Origin of the sequence: Demequina sp. TMPB413 (genome assembly GCF_020447105.2) — a bacterium.
Taxonomy (GTDB): Bacteria; Actinomycetota; Actinomycetes; order Actinomycetales; family Demequinaceae; genus Demequina.
Genome location: NZ_CP096184.1, coordinates 1,179,000 through 1,195,104, shown reverse-complemented (window position 1 = coordinate 1,195,104; position 16,105 = coordinate 1,179,000). Strand labels below are relative to the sequence as shown.

Genomic DNA, 16,105 nt, shown 5'->3' with positions numbered 1-16,105 from the left:
TCTGATGCCCACACGGGCGGCATTCAGAAGCGGCGGAAGGAGGCACACGTGGGCAAAGACACCACGAGGGAGCGCATCCTGAGCCTCATCGCTTCCGCAGGGCCGATCACCGCCGCCGCGCTCGCCGAGAAGCTGAGCCTGACGTCGGCCGCCGTGCGGCGACACCTCGGCGCCCTCATTGACGACGGCTTGATCGCCGACCACGAGCTTCCCCACCTTGCGGACCGCGGCAGGGGCAGGCCAGCCAGGTCATTTGTTGCCACCTCCGAGGGCCAGCGAGCCTTGCAGTCCGCGTACTCCGAGGTTGCCAGGGAGGCCGTCAACTATTTGCGTGATCGCGGCGACCTGACCGACTTTGTGGAAGCGCACGCGGCGAGGCTAGAGGCCTCACTTGCCGGCGTCGTCGACCACCAAGCCCCGATCGCCGACAGGGTGGAGGCGCTGTCGTCGGCGCTCGCCGACCTCGGCTACGCGACGTCGGTGCGCCCAGGCCCAGGCGGCCACACCATCCAACTGTGCCAAGGCCACTGTCCCGTCCAAGAAATCGCCCAAGTCGCGCCGGAGTGGTGCGAGGCGGAAGCCAGGGCATTCTCTTCAGTTCTCAACGTCCATGTCCAAAGACTGTCCACGCTCGCCCAGGGGGCGCACGTGTGCACGACCACCATCCCGCTCACCCCGGCCCTCAAGGAAGGATGACGATGAGCACTCCCACTGACAACGTCCCCATGACCCAAGACGAGACCATCGCGTCGTTGGGCAATTACGAGTTCGGTTGGCACGACGCCGACGCTGCCGGAGCCATCGCGAAGCGCGGGCTGAGCGAGGACGTCGTTCGCGGCATCTCCACGCTCAAGAACGAGCCAGAGTGGATGCTCAAGCTCCGCCTCAAGTCGCTCAAGCTCTTCGGCAAGAAGCCCATGCCCACCTGGGGTTCAGACCTCACCGGCATCGACTTCGACAACATCAAGTACTTTGTGCGCTCGACTGAGAAGCAGGCCACCAGCTGGGAGGACCTGCCTGAGGACATCAGGAAGACCTACGACAGGCTCGGCATCCCAGAGGCCGAGAAGCAGCGCCTGGTCTCCGGCGTCGCGGCCCAGTACGAATCAGAGGTGGTGTACCACCAGATCCGCGAGGACCTCGAGCAGCAGGGCGTCATCTTCATGGACACCGACACCGCGCTGCGCGAGCACCCCGAGTTCTTCGAGGAGTACTTCGGCACCGTGATCCCCGCGGGCGACAACAAGTTCGCCTCGCTCAACACGGCCGTGTGGTCAGGCGGGTCCTTCGTCTACGTGCCGCCAGGCGTCCACGTGGACATCCCGCTGCAGGCCTACTTCCGCATCAACACGGAGAACATGGGCCAGTTCGAGCGCACCCTGATCATCGCCGACGAGGGCTCGTACGTGCACTACGTCGAGGGCTGCACCGCCCCGATCTACAAGTCGGACTCGCTTCACTCCGCAGTGGTTGAGATCATCGTGAAGAAGAACGCTCGCGTGCGGTACACGACCATCCAGAACTGGTCGAACAACGTGTACAACCTGGTCACCAAGCGCGCCACGGCCGCCGAGGGCGCCACCATGGAGTGGGTCGACGGCAACATCGGCTCCAAGGTCACCATGAAGTACCCGGCGATCTACCTGATGGGCGAGCACGCCAAGGGCGAGACCCTGTCGATCGCCTTCGCGGGCGAGGGCCAGCACCAGGACGCCGGCGCCAAGATGGTGCACGCCGCCCCACACACGTCGTCGTCGATCGTGTCCAAGTCCGTGGCCCGCGGCGGTGGGCGCACCTCTTACCGAGGGCTCGTCCAAGTGCTCGAAGGGGCCAAGGGCTCCAAGTCGAACGTCCTGTGCGACGCGTTGTTGGTCGACCAGATCTCCCGCTCCGACACCTACCCCTACGTCGACGTGCGCGAAGACGACGTCAGCATGGGTCACGAGGCCACGGTCTCCCGCGTGAGCGAAGACCAGCTGTTCTACCTCATGTCGAGGGGACTCGAGGAGACAGAAGCCATGGCGATGATCGTGCGCGGATTCGTCGAGCCCATCGCTCGCGAACTCCCTATGGAGTACGCGCTCGAACTGAACCGCCTCATTGAAATGCAGATGGAAGGATCCGTCGGTTGAGCATCACGACAGACCACAGTCAGGCCACCGCCGACGCGGCGCACGGCCACCAGTACAACGGCACGACCGTTCCGGACAAGTCGCGCGCCGACAGGCTTCAGTCATTCGACGCCGACGCCTTCGGAATGCCGACGGGCCGCGAAGAAAACTGGCGGTTCTCGCCCATGCGGGACATCTCCGCGCTGCTGGTGGACGAGCAGACAGGTGAGAGCCTCGACACGCTGTTGCCGGAGTTGCCAGCGGGTGTGAGCGTCACGTCGCTTGACCCCACGCAATTCCGCGAGCGGGCGGTGCGCGCGCCAGGAGACAGGGCGAGCGCCGTCGCGGCTGCCCGTGCGGACGGTGCCATGGCCCTGACCATCGCGCGAGGCACCGTCCTCGCCGAACCACTGCGCCTGAGCGTGACCGGCAGCGGCCAGTCGGCGCGCGAGGCCATCGCGCTCGAGGTAGGCGCGAACGCTGAAGCGACCGTCATCATCGAGCGCAAGGGCTCAGCCGTCGTCGGCGAGTTCATCTCGGTCGACGTGGCGGAAAACGCCTCACTCAACCTCGTCCTGATCCAGGATTGGGACGCCGACGCCATCCACGTGGGCGAGGTGGTGGCTAGGCTCGGTCGCGACGCTCGCTTGCGCCAATCTGTCGTCACTCTCGGCGGCAAGGTGGTGCGCCTGAACACCTCAGCAGCGCTGGCAGGAGAGGGCGCTTCCGTTGACCTCTACGGTCTGTACTTTGCGGACTCTGGCCAGCACCAAGAGCACCAGCTCTTTGTGGACCACGCCGCGCCGCGATGCCGCTCGCGCGTGACCTACAAGGGCGCGCTCGCTGGCAAGACGGCGCGCACGGTGTGGATTGGCGATGTGCTGATCCGTGCCGCCGCAGAAGGTACTGACACGTACGAACTGAACCGCAACCTGGTGCTGACGGACGGCGCTCGCGCCGACTCCGTGCCGAACCTCGAGATTGAGACGGGCGAGATCGAGGGAGCGGGACACGCTTCCGCGACCGGCCGTTTCGACGAGGAGCAGATGTTCTACTTGCGCTCTCGCGGCATCACTGAAGACGCAGCCCGCAAGCTTGTGGTCCGCGGCTTCTTTGCCGACCTGGTTCACCAGATCGGCGTGGCCGAGGTGGAAGAGGGCCTCATGCGGGCGATCGACCTTGAGCTCGCACAGATCGAGGAGGGCGATGCCTGATGTCGAGCGAACAGTTCGCGTGCGCCGTCGCCGACCTGGAGCCTGGCTCCCTGTTGCAGGTCTTCCTGACGCGCGCAGACGGCGTCGAGGTTCCCGTCGCTCTCGCACGCACCGATGACGGAGAGTTCTACGCCATCAACGACGTATGCAGCCACGGCGAGGTGCCGCTGTCAGAGGGCGAGATGGAGGGTTGTGAGGTCGAGTGCTGGGCTCACGGCGCCCGCTTCGACGTGCGCAATGGAGCCGTCACCGAGCTGCCAGCGATAGACCCCGTCGATTCCTACCCCGTCACCATCGATGGCGAGCGCGTGCTCGTCGACGTCGATCACCCCCGACTTCCCGTGAAGGAGAACGCATGAGCACCCTCGAGATCAAGAACCTGCATGTCACCGTCGAGACGCCAGAGGGGGTGAAGGAGATCCTCAAGGGGGTCGACCTCACGATCTCTTCCGGCGAGACCCACGCCATCATGGGCCCCAACGGCTCCGGTAAGTCGACGCTCGCCTATTCGATCGCCGGCCACCCCAAGTACACCGTGACGGAAGGCACCGTCACCCTCGATGGCGAAGACGTGCTCGAGATGACCGTTGACGAGCGGGCGCGTGCCGGTCTGTTCCTCGCGATGCAGTACCCCGTCGAGGTCCCTGGCGTCTCGGTGTCCAACTTCTTGCGCACGGCGAAGACCGCGATCGAAGGCGAGGCTCCCAAGCTGCGTCACTGGGTCAAGGACGTCAAGACGTCAATGGAGAAGCTTCGTATGGACCCGGCGTTTGCGGAGCGCAACGTCAACGAGGGCTTCTCCGGTGGCGAGAAGAAGCGCCACGAGATCCTCCAGATGGAACTGCTGAGCCCCAAGATCGCGATTCTTGACGAGACCGACTCCGGCCTCGACGTCGATGCCTTGCGCATCGTCTCAGAAGGCGTCAACCGAGTGAAGGAAGACACCGGTCTTGGCGTCATGCTCATCACGCACTACACGCGGATCCTGAACTACATCACGCCTGACTTCGTGCACGTGTTCGTCAACGGCAAGGTGGCGGAAGAGGGCGGCCCCGAGTTGGCCGAGCGCCTCGAGGCCGAAGGCTACGACCGCTACGTGGTGGAGGCGTAACCACCGTCATGGACACGCTGACTGGCGTCAGGGGCGACTTCCCGATTCTCAGCCGCACGGTGAGAAACGGGAAGCCCTTGGTGTACCTCGATTCCGCAGCGACCTCGCAGCGACCCCGCCAGGTGCTCGAGGCCGTCGCGGAGTTCGAGCGCGCCCACAACGGCGCTGTCCAGCGCGGAGCGCACCTGATCGCGGAAGAGGCCACAGAGGCCTTCGAGGGCGCGCGCTCAAGCGTCGCCCGTTTGGTGAACGCTGCGGCACCAGCAGAGATCGTCTGGACGGGCAACGCGACGCAGTCCATCAACCTTGTGGCGGGCGGCATCGCCAATGCCTCAGCGGGCATCGGCGGCACGGAGTCGGCGCGGTTCCGCGTCGGCCCAGGCGACACGATTGTGGTGACGGAGACGGAGCACCACGCGAACCTGGTGCCGTGGCAGCAGTTGTGTGCCCGCACGGGCGCGACCCTCACGTGGATCGAGGTGGACGACGACGGCCGCATGCGGCCAGAGTCCATCGCCAGCGTGATCGACGACTCCACCAAGGTGGTCGCGTTCACCGCGGCCAGCAACGTGACCGGCATCGTCACCGACGTGGCTCCGATTGTTGCCAGGGCGCGAGAGGTGGGCGCTCTCACCGTGCTCGATGCCTGCCAGGCGGTGCCGCACCTGCCCGTCGACGTCCAGAGGCTCGGCGTCGACTTCGCCGCCTTCTCTGGACACAAGATGCTCGGCCCCACCGGCATCGGCGCGCTGTGGGGCAGGGGAGACTTGCTCGACGCGCTTCCCCCCGTCGTCTTTGGCGGCGGCAGCGTGAAGACCGTCACGATGGAAGACACCACGTGGCTAGCCGCCCCCCACCGCTTCGAGTCGGGGTCACAGCCGGTCGCGCAGGCCGTTGGCTTGGGCGCCGCCGCCGAATACCTCATGGACTTCGGCATGGACAAAGTGGCCAGGCACGAGTCGCGGCTCGCGCAGATTTTGCGGGAGGGCGTGTCCGAGTTGCCAGGGGTGCGCCTGCTTGGACCCGTGGGGGACGTCGACAAGGCCGACGTCCTCGGCCTCGCCGCCGTCGTGGTTGAGGGCGTCCACGCCCACGACGTGGGGCAGATCCTCGACGATGCCGGTATCGCCGTGCGCGTCGGTCACCACTGCAACCAGCCATTGCATCGGCGCTTCGGCGTGGTCAGCTCGACCCGCGCGAGCGCACACGTGTACACGACCGAGGACGAGGCGAGGGCCTTTGTTGACGTCCTTGGTACCGTCAGGACGTTCTTTGGAGTGAACTCATGAGCGACCTTGAGCAGATGTATCAGCAGGTCATGCTTGACTATGCGAAGACGAGGCGAGGAAGCGGTCTCGTGACCCCAGATGCGCCATCGGTGGGGGAATCGCACCAGGTCAACACGACGTGCGGGGACGAGATCACGCTGCGCGTTGGCCTTGACGGCGACCGCATCGCGTCGGTGTCATGGGAGGGGCAAGGCTGCTCAATTTCTCAAGCCTCTGCTTCGATGTTGTCTGAACTCATGGACGGCACCGATCTTCGTACGGCGGACGAGACCATGGAGGCCTTCATGGCCCTCATGCACCACAAGGGCGTGCCGCTAGGAGACGAACGAGAAGACCTCCTGGAAGATGCCACCGCTTTTGTGGGCGTGGGAAAGTACCCGGCGCGCATCAAGTGCGCCCTCATCAGCTGGATAGCGTTGCGCGACGCGATTGCGCGCGCCACGGTTGGCACGGAAGGATCAACACCATGACCGACACTGCAACCCCCTCCAACGTGGCCGACGTCGAAGAGGCGCTGCGCGACGTCATCGACCCAGAACTCGGGATCAACGTGGTTGACCTTGGCCTCGTGTATGGCGTTCACCTCGACGAGAACCAGCACGCCATCATCGACATGACGCTCACCTCGGCCGCGTGCCCGCTGACGGACGTGCTCGAGGATCAGACGGCCCAGGCGCTTGAGGGGCTCGTCAACGGCTTCCGCATCAACTGGGTATGGATGCCGCCGTGGGGCCCTGACAAGATCACCGACGACGGCCGCGAGCAGCTGAGGGCGCTCGGCTTCAACGTCTAGTTCGCTCGTCCTCGACGGGCTGAGGGGTCGGGCACGACGCCGCGGACGGTGCTCGTTCCGGCGGTTCTATTGACGCGCGGTCCCAGGCGGGACGCGCAAAGCGCGCGATCGCGTGGTGTCGGCTTTGGCGTCATCGCCGATTCCGCGCGCGTGGAGCGCCGCTCCGAGATCGAGAGCGAAGCCGACCGTGCGGGTTGCGGTGGGAATCATGAAGGAGACAGGGCCGCGCCTGATGCCGCGTGCGCGCGCCGCGTCTCGGGACTGCCGCATGATGCCGGCGATCTCGGGGATGGCTCGCAACATGATCGCGAACATGAGCCCGGTGACGGCGGGCGGAAGCACGCGCCTCAATGGCCGCGCAGCGGCCGTGGCAAGGTCGAGCATGTCTGACATAGGGGTCGACCCCGTGATGGCGAGCGACAAGGCAAAGAGACCGATGAGGTCGACACCGATGTCGATGCCTGCCACATAGTCACCGCGCCACAATTGGTACGCACTCGCCATCGCGGCCACGATCACGATCATGCCGAGCCCTCTCAGCGTCGGCCCTGGCGCCGGCAGGACGCTGATGAGCAGCAGGAGCGCTGCCGCGGCCATACCCCCTGACGTGATGGGATCCCTGATGAGGAGCGTGACCGCGGACCACACGACGAGGCCGAGCACCTTGGACCATGCAGGGAGCCTGTGCAGCGGCGAGGCTCCAGGTCGGTAGGCACCGAGCACGTGAGTCACGCTGGAGCTCCCACCGACTTGCGGTACATGAGGTCCCGGTAATGGGCGACCGCGTCCATCGGATTGCCGTCGAACACGACTCCGCCGTCGTCGACCACCAGAGTGCGTTCAGCCTTGGTCGCCGCTTCAAGGTCGTGAGTGACCTCGATCAGCTGGATCGGCAGGGAATGCAGGAGCGCACCGACGTGAGCCTTCCAGCGCAGGTCAAGAAGCGTCGTCGGCTCGTCGGCAACGACCACCTTTGGCGTGGCCGTGAGAACGCCTGCAAGGGCGAGAAGTTGGCGCTGGCCTCCGGACAGCGAGTTGACCGACACGTCAGCCTTGTCGCCAAGCCCAATGTCCTCAAGCGCGGCGAGTGCTGCCTTGACGCGCTCGTTCTTCGACCGGACCACGCGCCGCAAGGACAACATGACGTCTTCGATGGCGGTGGGCATGATGAGTTGCGACGTCGGGTCAGTGAACAGGAAGCCCACCTTGCGACGCACCAAGGCGCCGTGCTTGCGGGTGTCGACCCCATCGACGCTGACGCTTCCTGACACGGGAATGGCCAAACCGTTGATGAGCCTCGCCAACGTCGACTTTCCAGAACCGTTGGCCCCAATCACCGTGATGCGGCTCTCGGTCAGGGTCAACGTTGTTGGCTTCAGAATGACGACGTCAGAATCGGGCGCGACGACGGTCGCGTCCTTGAATTCGATCATGGGGACAGGGTATGCGCTATGAGGCGTCCTGCGCGCCGACGGCGACCGGTGGAGCGGCGAGCGTCTCGTGCTGAGGGGCCTCGCCTCCGTTACGGGTGGCGCCGAGCAGGCCGGGGTACGCACGATGCACTGCGGCGCCGGTGATGCCAGCGACGAACACCTTGATGATGTCGCCCACAAGGAAGGGCGTTGCGAAAGCGACGGTGTCGGCCGCCGTGGTGCCGAGCCTGATCATGAAGAAGCCCCAACCGATGACGTTGAGCACCAGTAGCGAGGCGACCGCGCAAGCGCCGATGACGCCAGAGACCGTCAACTGGCCGCGGCGGCGCATGCTGCGCACGAGCCAGCCGGCGACGAAGGCCGCCACCACGAAGCCGGCGAGGAACCCCGCTGTCGGTCCCGTCCAGACGGCGGGCCCCGCAGAGCGGCCAGCAAAGATGGGCGCGCCGGCAGTGCCGACGACGAGGTACAGGGCGACGGCGCTCGCGCCGCGCCACGGTCCAAGGGCTGCACCGGCAAGCAGCACGGCGAGCGTCTGAAGCGTGATGGGCACCCCAGAGACCAGTTCGGCTCCCGGCCAGATGGTCGACGCAGCGATGAGGCCAGCGAAGACGGCGATGAGGGCGAGGTTGGTGGGGGACAGAGCGTGACGCAGGTTCATGGGACTCCCTGAGATAATGAATTGGCCGCAACCATACCGGGCGGCCCCCTCTTTGCGCTCATCAGCGCTCACCACCACCACGCCCGCTCGCGGGCGCTCGGAAGGATTCACTGTGATTGTCGCCCAAGATCTCGAGATGCGCATCGGCGCCAGAGTGCTACTGCACCCGGCGTCCTTCCGCATCGGCAAGGGCGACCGCGTCGGCCTCGTGGGGCGCAACGGCGCTGGTAAGACCACGCTCACCCGCATCCTCGCAGGGGAAGGCCAGGCTTCCGGAGGGAAGGTCACGCACAAGGGCTCCGTCGGCTACCTCCCACAGGACCCCAGGGAGGGCGACGTCACGGTGCGTGCACTGGATCGCATTTTGGCTGCACGCGACCTTGAGACGATCCTGGGCAAGCTGCGAGAGGCGGAACTGGGCATGGCAAGCGAGGACGCCGCCGTTGCCGAGAAGGCCATGGAGAGGTACCCGGCCATCGAGGAGCGATTCCGTGCAGCTGGCGGCTACGCGGCGGAGTCTGACGCGGCGCGCATCGCTGCGAATCTTGGCCTCGACGAACGCGTGCTCTCTCAAGAACTGGGCACTCTGTCTGGCGGTCAGCGTCGGCGCGTTGAATTGGCTCGCATTCTGTTCTCCGATGCGGAGACGCTGCTGCTTGATGAGCCGACCAACCACCTCGACGCCGACTCGATCCAATGGCTGCGCGGTTTCCTCGCGCAGTACCCAGGCGGCCTTGTCGTCATCTCGCACGATGTGGAGCTGGTGCGGTCCGTGGTGACCAAGGTCTTCTACCTCGACGCCAACCGTGGCGTCATGGACCAATACGCCATGGGCTGGGACCTCTACCTCAAGCAGCGCGAGGACGACGAGCACCGGCGCCACCGCGAGCGCAAGAACGCGGAGCAGAAGGCGTCAGTCCTCATGGCTCAGGCCAACAAGATGCGCGCAAGCGCTACCAAGGCTGTCGCAGCACAGAACATGGCGAAGCGCGCCCAACGCCTGCTCGCCGAGACGGAGACCGCGCGCCAGTCGGACAAGGTGGCCGCGTTGCGCTTCCCCAAGCCAGCGCCGTGCGGAAAGACGCCGCTGCGCGCCTCCGAACTGTCCAAGAACTACGGAACGCTCGAGGTCTTCACCGACGTGGAGCTCGCGATCGACCGCGGCTCACGAGTGGTGGTGCTCGGCCTCAACGGCGCTGGCAAGACGACGCTGCTGAAACTGTTGGCGGGGGTCGAGAAGCCAGACACAGGGCAGATCGAACCCGGTCACGGACTGAAGCTCGGTTACTACGCTCAAGAGCACGACACCCTCGACATGGAGGCGACCGTCCTTGAGAACATGCGACACAGCGCGCCCGATCTGAACGACACCGAAGTGCGTAGTGTTCTTGGATCCTTCCTGTTCCAGGGAGACGACGTCGACAAGCCAGCGCGGGTGCTCTCCGGCGGAGAGAAGACCAGGCTTGCGCTCGCGACGCTTGTGGTGAGCCAAGCGAATGTCTTGCTTCTGGACGAACCGACCAACAACCTCGACCCCGCGTCGAGGGCCGAGATCCTTGGCGCGCTCAAGACGTACGAGGGCGCTGTCGTGATGGTGACCCACGACGAGGGTGCGGTGGACGCCCTCGAGCCGGAGCGGGTGCTGCTGCTACCCGACGCGGACGAGGATCTGTGGAACGCCTCGTACAGGGACCTGATCTCGCTCGCCTAGGAGCCGCGGACTCGGCCTAGAGAGCGTCCTCGATCTCTTCGTCGGTAGGCCGACGCTTCGGGGACCGTTTGCGACGAGGGGTCGCGGCGTCGTCGCCCCCCTCCTGCGCACGCTCGCGCTCATGCAAGGCATCTCTGCGGGTGAGCCACACCCCTAAGGGCGCCGCGACGGCCGTGAGCAGCCACCACTGCAGCGCATAACTGAGGTGGGGGCCCAAGGAAAGGCTCGGGATCGGGACGGGCTCGAGTTCCTCAACGCAATCGCTGGCCGTACACACAGAGGTGGCCATCACGTAGGCGGGGACAACCGGCTGGTCGACGGAGGGCATCTGGGCAGGGTTGATGCGCGTGCCTGGCTTGCCGTTGTCGGCCTCGAAGGAGCGCACCACACCTGTGACCGTGACTTCTCCAGCGGGAAGGGAGGGATCTGTCGCGGCGGCTGTACGGGGCTGCCAGCCGAGGTTGACGAGCACGGCGCGACCAGCCTCCGTGCGCATCCACGCGAGGTATTGCAAAGAGGCCGTGCGGTTGACCGTGCGGCCGCGCAACTCGACCACCGAGTCGGGGTCCAGCAGCCCCGTCACGGTCGCCGTCCGCCATTGGGCATCCTCGGGTCCGCCGGTGTCGACAGACACCAGTTCCTCGAGTTCTGCTACTGGCTTGCCTTCCGCGGCCTCTTGAGCCGCCGCGGCATCGGCCCTCGCGTCGTACCTGCCCCACTGCCACGCTCCGGCAACGAGGCCGAGCGCCATCGCCGCGATGACCGCCAGGCTGGTGAGCACGATTCGGCCCGGTGCATACGCAGCTGGGCGCTGATTCACGGCGGTCTTGCTCACGCTGTCGATCGTACGTGCGAGGCGCGTGCACGAGGTTCGCGATGCATCGGCTAGTTTGGGGGCCATGACGCGACACGTGGTGGTGACTGGCGCGAACCGCGGCATCGGCCGTGCGATCGCGGAAGCCTTTGTAGCGAACGGTGACACCGTCTCGAGTATCTACAGAGGAGGGGAGCTACCGGAAGGCGTCACGGGCGCTATTGCCGACATCACCGACACCGACGCGGTCAACGCCGCCTTCGACGCGCTAGAGGCCGAACACGGGCGGGTGCGCGTTCTCGTGGCGAACGCTGGCATCACTCGCGACGGGCTCCTCATGCGAATGTCGGACGAAGATTTCGCGGCCGTGATCGACACCAACCTCACCGGCACGTTCCGCACGGTGCGCCGCGCAGTGAACTCGATGATGCGGGAACGCTACGGCCGCATCGTGCTCATCGGCTCCGTCGTGGGCCTCCTCGGCAATCCAGGCCAGGTGAACTACTCGGCATCAAAATCGGCGCTCGTCGGTATGGCCAGGTCCATCACGCGCGAGGTGGGCAGCCGCGGCATCACCGCCAACGTCGTGGCCCCAGGCTTCATCGGGACCGACATGACGGCCGAACTCGATGCCGACACCGTCAAGCAATACGAGGCTTCCATCCCAGCCAAGCGATTCGGCTCCACGGCAGATGTGGCCGCGGCCGCGATGTTCCTGGCCTCCGATGCGGCAGGGTATGTTTCTGGCGCGGTGCTACCGGTAGACGGTGGCCTGGGCATGGGTCACTAAGTCACCAACCACGTAGTCTTTTCCACAGGAGGAACCATGGGCATTCTCGAAGGCAAGAACATCCTCGTCACCGGCGTGCTGACGGAGGGTTCCATCGCGTTCGACGTGGCACGCCTTGCCCAGGAGCAGGGCGCGCACGTGGTGCTCACCGGCGTGGGGCGCACCCTCAAAGTCACTGAGGCGATGGGGCGCAGACTGCCTGTCGAGGCCAAGGTTGTTGAGCTCGATGTCACCAACCCCGAGCACCTTGCCGCGCTTCCAGACGCGGTGCGCGAGTACGTGCCACACGTCGACGGCGTGGTGCACTCGATCGGTTTCGCCCCGCAGACAGTGATGGGCGGCAACTTCATGAGCGGTCAGTGGGAGGACGTGGCCACCGCGCTGCAGATCTCCGCCTACTCGCTCAAGGCGCTCGCAGAGGCGACGGTGCCGCTCATGTCGAACGGCGGTGCGATCGTTGGGCTGACGTTCGACGGCCGCTTCGCCTGGCCCGTCTATGACTGGATGGGTGTGTCGAAGGCGGCATTCGAGGCCGTCAGCCGCTACCTGGCCCGCGACCTCGGGCCGCTCGGTATCCGCTGCAACGTGGTGTCCGCCGGGCCTCTCAAGACCACAGCTGCCAAGCACATTCCCGGTTTTGACCAGATGGAAGGCAAGTGGAGTGAGCGGTCGCCGCTGGGCTGGGACTCTGAAGACACCGTGCCCGCCGCGAAGGCCGTGATCGCGCTCCTGAGCGACTGGTTCCCGTCGACCACCGGCGAGATGGTGCACGTTGACGGCGGCGTGCACGCGATGGGGCAGTAGCCATGCCGACGCTGATTCTCGCAAGGCACGCCAAGGCCGAGGCGCCTCAGGCAGGGCTTGACGACCACTCTCGCGCGCTCACGATGGAAGGCAGGGACGCGGCGGCACGCCTCGCCGAACGCCTGCTCGCCGCCGACTTGCGCCCAAACGTCGCCCTCGTCTCCTCTGCGAACCGCACCGTGCAGACCTTCAAGCGCATGGCGTCGGTGCTCGGCGATGTCGAGCTCCGCATCGACGAGGACCTGTACGAATCCGCCCGTGAGCGCTTCATCTCCGTGCTCGCTCGCGTTGGCGATGTGCAGACGGTGATCGTGGTCGGTCACGAACCCACCACGTCACACGTCGCCGCATGGCTGTCGGGCCCCGGCTCGCTCAAGAGGCCGTTGCAGCGAGTCGCCCAGGGGATGCCAACGTCGGCCGCTGCCGTTCTCGAACTCGACATGCCGTGGCACGAGATTGGTCCCAAGTGCGCGCGCCTCGTCGACGTGGTCGAGGGCAAGCCAGAATAAGGGCCGTTCGTGGCGCATGACGACGTGATGGAGCGCCTGTGGCGCGCGCTCTTGGCGATGCAGAGGCTCTCCTGGGAACAAGGAGTCACGTCCCAGGCTGCCCTCGATAGCGGGCGCATGGACCTTGCTCTCGCCATCGCTCGCGACGCCGTCGCGCATCAAGACGCTGACGGCAGGCTGGCCGCCACGGGCGACGCGGGCTTGGTGAATGGCGGGTGTCTCGGGGAGGCCGTCGCCGCCCTCGCCGCTCAAGGAGACGATCACGCGGCCGACGCGCTCGAGCGCCAGCGCTGGTGGTTCCTCAGGTTCTCGCCGCGTGACGACGAGGGCGTCGTGTGGCACCTCAGCGGGCAGTCCCACGTGTGGGTCGACTCGATCCACATGGTGGTGCCGTTGCTGGTGCTCACGGGCGACTTCGCTCCTGCTGACATGCAATACCGCATGCACAGGGAACACTTGTGGGACAGCGCGACCGGCCTGTACCGGCACAAGGCGGACACGCTCACCGGCGAGCCAGTGCGTTCCGCCCTGTGGGCATCAGGAAACGGCTGGGCGGCCGCGGGACTGGCTCGAGCCCTTCACCTGGGCGCGGAGCGCGTTCCGGACGAAATGCGGGGTCGCTGGCAGCGGCAGACGCGGGACCTGCTTGACGCCGCAACCGTTTGGGAGACGGCGGACGGCCGCTTTCACGACGTGCTCGACGACCCGTCGACGTTCACCGATGGCGCTGCCGGGCTGATGTTGGCATACGCGGCCTTTACGGGAGTCGCCGATGGTTGGCTTCCGGTGGGGTATCGCCCGGCGGCGAAGCGGTGGTTGGATGCGGCACTCGCAGAGGTGGACGCGGACGGTGTGGTCCACGGAGTCTGCGGTGCGCCGCACTTCGCGGCGCCAGGAACCTCCGCAGAGGCTCAGGCCTTCGCGATCTTGGCGCTCACGGCATCTGCTCGCGCGAACGCGCTCGCGTGACAGGCCCCCACCGAGGCTAGGAGCGGATGAGGGGCCACAACGCGCTCAGCGTCGGGCCGTCGATCTGGATGTCCGCCGCCTCACGCACAATCGGCTTCGCCGCAAACGCGACAGACGTCCCCGCCGCAGCCATCATTCCCAAGTCGTTCGCGCCATCGCCTACCGCGACGGTGTCCTGAAGAGCGACGCCAGTAGCGCGCGCGAATGCGGCAAGGGCGACGGCCTTGGCATTGCGATCGATCACAGGGCCCTTGGTACGCCCCGTGAGGTGGCCCTCGGCCACCTCGAGACGGTTGGCCACGAAGAGCTCGACCGAGACGGAGTGTGCAATCGAGGTGACGATCTCCTCGAAGCCGCCAGAGACCAAGGCAACGGCCCATCCGGCCGCGCGCGCGTCGTCGAGAAGCTCGAGAGCGCCCTGCGTGAGTTCGACCTGTTCCGCCACCTCATGAAACACGGTGGTGGGCAGGCCCCTGAGCGTCGCCACCCGTTGCGCGAGTGACTCGGCAAAGTCGATCTCGCCACGCATGGCGCGATCGGTGATCTGCGCCACCTGCTCGCCTGATCCGGCCCGGTCGGCAAGCAGTTCGATGACTTCTTGGCGGATGAGAGTCGAGTCGACGTCGAGGACTATCAGGCGCCTAGCCGTCATCTAGCGATCACGGTGCCCTTCGCCACGACGGTCAGGCCGGACTCGGTCACGGTGAAACCACGCGCGATATCTGCCTCACGATCGATGCCGACGCGTGCACCCTCTTCGACCACCACATTCTTGTCGAGGATGGCGCGGTGCACCTGGGCGTGCCTGCCCACATGCACATCGTCCAGGAGCACCGAATCCGACACCGTTGACCACGAATGCAAGCGCACGCCGGGTGACAGGATGGATCCGGTAACCGTCGCACCAGACACGATCACTCCTGGCGAGACCACCGAATCGGCGGCGTGGCCCATGCGGCCCTCCTCCGAGTGGATGAACTTCGCAGGAGGCTGCGTGATGAGCCCTTGGTGAAGTGGCCAGCTGTCGTTGTAGACGTTGAAGATGGGCATGACCGCGATGAGGTCCATGTGGGCGTCGTAGTACGAGTCGATCGTTCCCACGTCGCGCCAGTAGTCCTTGTCGCGCGCCGTCGAACCCGGCACGTCATTGTCGACAAAGTCGTAGAAGCCGCACGTCCCTTTGTCCACGAAGTAGGGGACGATGTCCCCACCCATATCGTGCTTGGAGGACTCGTTCTCGGCGTCGTCCTTGAGCGCCTGAAGCAGGGGGCCGACGGAGGCGACATAGTTGCCCATCGACGCGAGAATCTCGTGGGGGCTGTCCGGAAGACCGTCGGGGTTGTCTGGCTTCTCGAGGAAGGCTCGCACCAAATGCTTGCTCGACGGGTCCACGTCGATCACGCCGAACTGGTCGGACATCTCGATGGGCTGGCGAATACCCGCAACGGTGAAATCGGCCCCCGACTCGATGTGCGCGTCGACCATTTGCGAGAAGTCCATGCGGTACACGTGGTCGGCACCCACGATCACGACGATGTCCGGACGCTCGTCCTCGATGATGTTGACGCACTGGTAGATGGCGTCGGCGCTGCCGAGGTACCAGTGCTTGCCGCGCCGCTGCTGGGCGGGCACTGGTGCAACGTAGTTGCCCAACAACGGCGACATCCGCCACGTGCGGGCGATGTGGCGGTCGAGCGAGTGCGATTTGTACTGCGTAAGCACGACGATGTGCAGGTATCGCGAGTTCACCAGGTTCGACAAGGCGAAGTCGACGAGTCGGTAGGTCCCTCCGAACGGGACCGACGGCTTGGCGCGGGCCGCGGTGAGGGGCATCAGGCGCTTGCCCTCACCTCCCGCGAGGACAATGGCGAGTACTTTCGGCGCTGGCATAGCCCC

The 16,105-nt window shown here is 65.8% G+C and carries 19 protein-coding genes; 13 read left to right on the top strand and 6 right to left on the bottom strand.

What is annotated here, in order from left to right:
• Positions 1 to 48 precede the first annotated feature (48 nt).
• From LGT36_RS05755 to LGT36_RS05720, 8 genes are read left to right on the top strand one after another with little or no spacing between them, the layout of a single operon-like run.
• Positions 49 to 696 (top strand): metalloregulator ArsR/SmtB family transcription factor, encoded by a 648-nt coding sequence (locus LGT36_RS05755; protein WP_226096987.1) that lies wholly within the window; start codon positions 49 to 51, stop codon positions 694 to 696.
• 2 nt (positions 697 to 698) lie between these two features.
• The gene (gene sufB, locus LGT36_RS05750; RefSeq protein WP_226096988.1) at positions 699 to 2,132 is read left to right on the top strand and encodes a Fe-S cluster assembly protein SufB; all 1,434 of its coding nucleotides are present in this window, start codon (positions 699 to 701) and stop codon (positions 2,130 to 2,132) included.
• Positions 2,129 to 3,325 (top strand): Fe-S cluster assembly protein SufD, encoded by a 1,197-nt coding sequence (gene sufD, locus LGT36_RS05745; protein ID WP_226096989.1) that lies wholly within the window; start codon positions 2,129 to 2,131, stop codon positions 3,323 to 3,325. The genes sufB and sufD overlap by 4 nt, the downstream gene beginning before the upstream one ends.
• On the top strand, positions 3,325 to 3,684 hold the full coding sequence (locus LGT36_RS05740; protein WP_226096990.1) for a non-heme iron oxygenase ferredoxin subunit: 360 nt from the start codon (positions 3,325 to 3,327) through the stop codon (positions 3,682 to 3,684). Before sufD ends, LGT36_RS05740 begins: the two co-directional genes overlap by 1 nt.
• Positions 3,681 to 4,436 carry a Fe-S cluster assembly ATPase SufC gene (sufC, locus tag LGT36_RS05735; RefSeq protein ID WP_226096991.1) on the top strand — a complete coding sequence of 252 codons (756 nt, stop codon included), beginning with the start codon at positions 3,681 to 3,683 and terminating at the stop codon, positions 4,434 to 4,436. The genes LGT36_RS05740 and sufC overlap by 4 nt, the downstream gene beginning before the upstream one ends.
• Before the next feature lie 8 nt (positions 4,437 to 4,444).
• Positions 4,445 to 5,725, top strand: a complete 1,281-nt coding sequence (locus LGT36_RS05730; protein ID WP_226096992.1) for a SufS family cysteine desulfurase — start codon at positions 4,445 to 4,447, stop codon at positions 5,723 to 5,725.
• Positions 5,722 to 6,195 carry a Fe-S cluster assembly sulfur transfer protein SufU gene (sufU, locus tag LGT36_RS05725; protein WP_226096993.1) on the top strand — a complete coding sequence of 158 codons (474 nt, stop codon included), beginning with the start codon at positions 5,722 to 5,724 and terminating at the stop codon, positions 6,193 to 6,195. The genes LGT36_RS05730 and sufU overlap by 4 nt, the downstream gene beginning before the upstream one ends.
• Entirely contained in the window at positions 6,192 to 6,518 is a 327-nt protein-coding gene (locus tag LGT36_RS05720) for a metal-sulfur cluster assembly factor (protein ID WP_226096994.1), read from the top strand. The genes sufU and LGT36_RS05720 overlap by 4 nt, the downstream gene beginning before the upstream one ends.
• A gap of 66 nt (positions 6,519 to 6,584) precedes the next feature.
• On the opposite strand, the gene LGT36_RS05715 is transcribed toward LGT36_RS05720, so the two are convergent.
• The 3 genes from LGT36_RS05715 to LGT36_RS05705 are packed head-to-tail and all read right to left on the bottom strand — an operon-like array spanning position 6,585 to position 8,612.
• The gene (locus LGT36_RS05715; RefSeq protein WP_226096995.1) at positions 6,585 to 7,250 is read right to left on the bottom strand and encodes a CbiQ family ECF transporter T component; all 666 of its coding nucleotides are present in this window, start codon (positions 7,248 to 7,250) and stop codon (positions 6,585 to 6,587) included.
• Positions 7,247 to 7,951: an energy-coupling factor ABC transporter ATP-binding protein gene (locus tag LGT36_RS05710; RefSeq protein ID WP_226096996.1), complete on the bottom strand. Its 705-nt coding sequence runs from the start codon at positions 7,949 to 7,951 to the stop codon at positions 7,247 to 7,249. Before LGT36_RS05710 ends, LGT36_RS05715 begins: the two co-directional genes overlap by 4 nt.
• 16 nt (positions 7,952 to 7,967) lie before the next feature.
• Positions 7,968 to 8,612, bottom strand: a complete 645-nt coding sequence (locus LGT36_RS05705; RefSeq protein ID WP_226096997.1) for a biotin transporter BioY — start codon at positions 8,610 to 8,612, stop codon at positions 7,968 to 7,970.
• Positions 8,613 to 8,724: 112 nt separating this feature from the next.
• Here LGT36_RS05705 and LGT36_RS05700 point away from each other — a divergent pair, with 112 nt between their 5' ends.
• Entirely contained in the window at positions 8,725 to 10,323 is a 1,599-nt protein-coding gene (locus LGT36_RS05700; protein WP_226096998.1) for an ABC-F family ATP-binding cassette domain-containing protein, read from the top strand.
• Positions 10,324 to 10,339: 16 nt separating this feature from the next.
• On the opposite strand, the gene LGT36_RS05695 is transcribed toward LGT36_RS05700, so the two are convergent.
• Positions 10,340 to 11,158, bottom strand: coding sequence for an SURF1 family protein (locus tag LGT36_RS05695; RefSeq protein ID WP_226096999.1), 819 nt, complete (start codon positions 11,156 to 11,158; stop codon positions 10,340 to 10,342).
• A gap of 64 nt (positions 11,159 to 11,222) precedes the next feature.
• On the opposite strand from LGT36_RS05695, the gene fabG reads away from it, so the two are divergent.
• From fabG to LGT36_RS05675, 4 genes are read left to right on the top strand one after another with little or no spacing between them, the layout of a single operon-like run.
• Complete coding sequence (gene fabG / locus LGT36_RS05690; RefSeq protein ID WP_226097000.1) at positions 11,223 to 11,927, top strand: 3-oxoacyl-ACP reductase FabG; 705 nt, start codon at positions 11,223 to 11,225, stop codon at positions 11,925 to 11,927.
• A 36-nt stretch (positions 11,928 to 11,963) separates the two neighbouring features.
• A complete protein-coding gene (gene fabI, locus LGT36_RS05685; protein WP_226097001.1) occupies positions 11,964 to 12,731 on the top strand; it encodes an enoyl-ACP reductase FabI in 768 nt (255 codons plus the stop codon).
• A gap of 2 nt (positions 12,732 to 12,733) precedes the next feature.
• Positions 12,734 to 13,240 carry a histidine phosphatase family protein gene (locus tag LGT36_RS05680; RefSeq protein WP_226097002.1) on the top strand — a complete coding sequence of 169 codons (507 nt, stop codon included), beginning with the start codon at positions 12,734 to 12,736 and terminating at the stop codon, positions 13,238 to 13,240.
• A 9-nt stretch (positions 13,241 to 13,249) separates the two neighbouring features.
• A complete protein-coding gene (locus tag LGT36_RS05675; protein ID WP_226264702.1) occupies positions 13,250 to 14,209 on the top strand; it encodes a glycoside hydrolase family 88 protein in 960 nt (319 codons plus the stop codon).
• Between the two features lie 16 nt (positions 14,210 to 14,225).
• Here the strand turns inward: LGT36_RS05675 and serB are convergent, their stop codons facing one another.
• Both serB and glgC read right to left on the bottom strand, forming a co-directional pair.
• On the bottom strand, positions 14,226 to 14,861 hold the full coding sequence (gene serB / locus LGT36_RS05670; RefSeq protein WP_226097004.1) for a phosphoserine phosphatase SerB: 636 nt from the start codon (positions 14,859 to 14,861) through the stop codon (positions 14,226 to 14,228).
• Positions 14,858 to 16,099 carry a glucose-1-phosphate adenylyltransferase gene (gene glgC, locus LGT36_RS05665; RefSeq protein WP_226097005.1) on the bottom strand — a complete coding sequence of 414 codons (1,242 nt, stop codon included), beginning with the start codon at positions 16,097 to 16,099 and terminating at the stop codon, positions 14,858 to 14,860. The genes serB and glgC overlap by 4 nt, the downstream gene beginning before the upstream one ends.
• Positions 16,100 to 16,105 lie beyond the last annotated feature (6 nt).

Excerpts from the sequence above, each read along its gene's own strand:
- sufB (WP_226096988.1), top strand. The coding sequence starts at position 699 with ATGAGCACTCCCACTGACAACGTCCCCATGACCCAAGACGAGACCATC.
- LGT36_RS05680 (WP_226097002.1), top strand. The coding sequence starts at position 12,734 with ATGCCGACGCTGATTCTCGCAAGGCACGCCAAGGCCGAGGCGCCTCAG.
- LGT36_RS05740 (WP_226096990.1), top strand. The coding sequence starts at position 3,325 with ATGTCGAGCGAACAGTTCGCGTGCGCCGTCGCCGACCTGGAGCCTGGC.
- fabI (WP_226097001.1), top strand. The coding sequence starts at position 11,964 with ATGGGCATTCTCGAAGGCAAGAACATCCTCGTCACCGGCGTGCTGACG.
- fabG (WP_226097000.1), top strand. The coding sequence starts at position 11,223 with ATGACGCGACACGTGGTGGTGACTGGCGCGAACCGCGGCATCGGCCGT.
- LGT36_RS05710 (WP_226096996.1), bottom strand. The coding sequence starts at position 7,951 with ATGATCGAATTCAAGGACGCGACCGTCGTCGCGCCCGATTCTGACGTC.
- serB (WP_226097004.1), bottom strand. The coding sequence starts at position 14,861 with ATGACGGCTAGGCGCCTGATAGTCCTCGACGTCGACTCGACTCTCATC.
- LGT36_RS05705 (WP_226096997.1), bottom strand. The coding sequence starts at position 8,612 with ATGAACCTGCGTCACGCTCTGTCCCCCACCAACCTCGCCCTCATCGCC.
- sufC (WP_226096991.1), top strand. The coding sequence starts at position 3,681 with ATGAGCACCCTCGAGATCAAGAACCTGCATGTCACCGTCGAGACGCCA.
- sufU (WP_226096993.1), top strand. The coding sequence starts at position 5,722 with ATGAGCGACCTTGAGCAGATGTATCAGCAGGTCATGCTTGACTATGCG.
- LGT36_RS05730 (WP_226096992.1), top strand. The coding sequence starts at position 4,445 with ATGGACACGCTGACTGGCGTCAGGGGCGACTTCCCGATTCTCAGCCGC.
- glgC (WP_226097005.1), bottom strand. The coding sequence starts at position 16,099 with ATGCCAGCGCCGAAAGTACTCGCCATTGTCCTCGCGGGAGGTGAGGGC.
- LGT36_RS05720 (WP_226096994.1), top strand. The coding sequence starts at position 6,192 with ATGACCGACACTGCAACCCCCTCCAACGTGGCCGACGTCGAAGAGGCG.